Annotated in this window: 3 protein-coding genes; 1 reads left to right on the top strand and 2 read right to left on the bottom strand. The window is 72.7% G+C overall.

The genetic code is table 11. The annotated features are described in order from the left end of the window. Positions 1-910, bottom strand: a 910-nt coding sequence (gene cofD / locus HMPREF3086_RS00870; protein ID WP_070719728.1) for a 2-phospho-L-lactate transferase, incomplete at its 3' end; no start/stop codon positions are given. Between the two features lie 387 nt (positions 911-1297). Here cofD and HMPREF3086_RS00875 point away from each other — a divergent pair. Then, positions 1298-1609 (top strand): WhiB family transcriptional regulator, encoded by a 312-nt coding sequence (locus HMPREF3086_RS00875; protein ID WP_007627711.1) that lies wholly within the window; start codon positions 1298-1300, stop codon positions 1607-1609. A gap of 44 nt (positions 1610-1653) precedes the next feature. Here HMPREF3086_RS00875 and HMPREF3086_RS00880 read toward each other — a convergent pair. After that, positions 1654-2065 (bottom strand): metallopeptidase family protein (locus HMPREF3086_RS00880; RefSeq protein ID WP_210401810.1); only part of this gene is annotated, 412 nt, incomplete at its 5' end.

The raw sequence follows: 2065 nt of genomic DNA on the forward strand, positions 1-2065 counted from the left end.
CCGGGGCCACGAGCCAGCCGTCGAGCAGGCCGGTGCCGGAGCGGGCGCCGTAGTGGCGCGCCACGGCCGTCGCGGAGGTCTCGACTCCGATCGCCGTGAGGCACGTGTCGGCCATGCCGCGCAGCACCGCCCCGCCGATCACCGGGCTGATGCCCACCACGGGGGCGGGGGTGGACCGCAGCGCGGCGCGGATCCCGGGCACCGCGAGGATCGCGCCGACGGAGACCACGGGGTTGGAGGGGGCGACGACGACGAGGTCGGCCGTCCCGATGGCCTCCAGCGCCTCGGGTGTCGGGGAGGCGGACTCCGCGCCGATCTGGACGAAGCCGGAAGCGGGCAGTTGCGCCCTGTGCCGGACCCACCACTCCTGGAAGTGGATCGCCCGCGAGCCGGTCGCGGACCCGCCCGCCTCACCCGCCCCGGCCCCGCCTTCCGCGGCCGACGGGTCGGTCACCACGACGTGCGTCTCGCATCGGTCATCGGTGACGGGCAGCAGGCGCACGCCGGGGGACCAGCGGGTGCAGAGCGCCTCGGTGACGTCGGTGAGGCGGTAGCCGGCGTTGAGCATCTGGGTGCGCACGAGGTGGGTGGCCAGGTCCTTGTCGCCGAGGCCGAACCAGTCGGGCTGGACGCCGTACGCGGCGAGCTCGTCGCGGCAGTTCCAGGTCTCTCCGGCGTGGCCCCAGCCGCGCTCGGGGTCGATGCCTCCGCCGAGGGTGTACATACACGTGTCGAGGTCGGGGCAGATGCGGACGCCGTGCATCCAGGCGTCGTCCCCGACGTTGACCACCGCGTCGATGCGGTGGGGGGAGTCGGCGCGGGCGGACTCGGAGTCCAGCCCGAGCAGCCGGCGGGCACCGAGGAGGAAACGGGCGCCACCGACGCCTCCGGCCAGAACACAGATCTTCACGGGGACGAGACTAGTGACGGGCCCGGGAGCCGGGGGCGCGACCCCGCTGGGCTGCGGAGTCCGGCGCGGCGTGGCGGCAGAGACCGGCGCAGCGATGGAGGCGAAGCCCCACGCGGCGGCATGTCACACGCCACATCCGAGGCGGCGTGTCACCGGTCATAGCCGCAGGGGAAAATGGTAGGTCCCGCCGATTTCGCTTGACCTTCGCGGCTTGCATGTGTGTAATCACAGGTGTGTCATTCCCTGGTGGGTGACGGTAAACCACGTTACGGACACCGGACGGGCGCCGGGCCGACGGCGCCCTGACGATCGAGGCCTTACGCGATCGCGCCGGTGACGGGCACTCCATCGCGGATCTTTCGCAGACGAACAACGCAACACGAAGGGATGACCGTGGATCGACAGTCACGCACCGTCGCGGGACCCGAGCTGGCTCTGGTCGACCTCGGTGTCCCCGGCCTGTTCGTCGAGGACGAGCAGGAGAGCTGGCAGGACCGGGCTCTGTGCGCGCAGACCGATCCCGAGGCGTTCTTCCCCGAGAAGGGCGGCTCGACCCGCGAGGCCAAGAAGATCTGCACCGGGTGCGAGGTCAAGGCGGAGTGTCTCGAGTACGCGCTGGCCAACGACGAGCGGTTCGGCATCTGGGGCGGGCTGTCCGAGCGCGAGCGGCGACGCATCAAGCGCGACGCCGTCATCTGATCCCCGGCCGCCGCGCGATCATCCCCTCCGCAGGTGCGCGGCGTTCAGTCCCCCTCCGGGCCCGCCTCGACCTCGTCCGGTGAGATCTCCAGGTGCTGCGACACCAGCTCCACGAGCACGGAGTAGATGAGATCCCGCAGGTCGTCGCCCTCCGGCGCACGCCGGGTGAGCGGCTTCCGGAACAGCACCAGCCGCGCGCGGGTCGGCTGCCCCGACCGGTCCACGCCCGCGGGCACGAGCCGGGCGAGCGGGACGTCGCCGTCGGCCACGACCTCCTCGGGCCAGGTCTCCCCGGGGCGCAGGCGCATCCGCGGCACCATGTCCACGGCGAGGTCCAGGTGCTCGAGGCGCGCGTGCCAGTGCTGGTCGATCTCCGCGAACGCCTCGAGGGCGGCGGCGTCGAACTCCGCCGACCGGCTGCGCCAGCGGGGCACCTCGGGCGGCAGGATCGGCCCG

Source organism: Dietzia sp. HMSC21D01, from assembly GCF_001815995.1.
Classification (GTDB): Bacteria; Actinomycetota; Actinomycetes; order Mycobacteriales; family Mycobacteriaceae; genus Dietzia; species Dietzia cinnamea.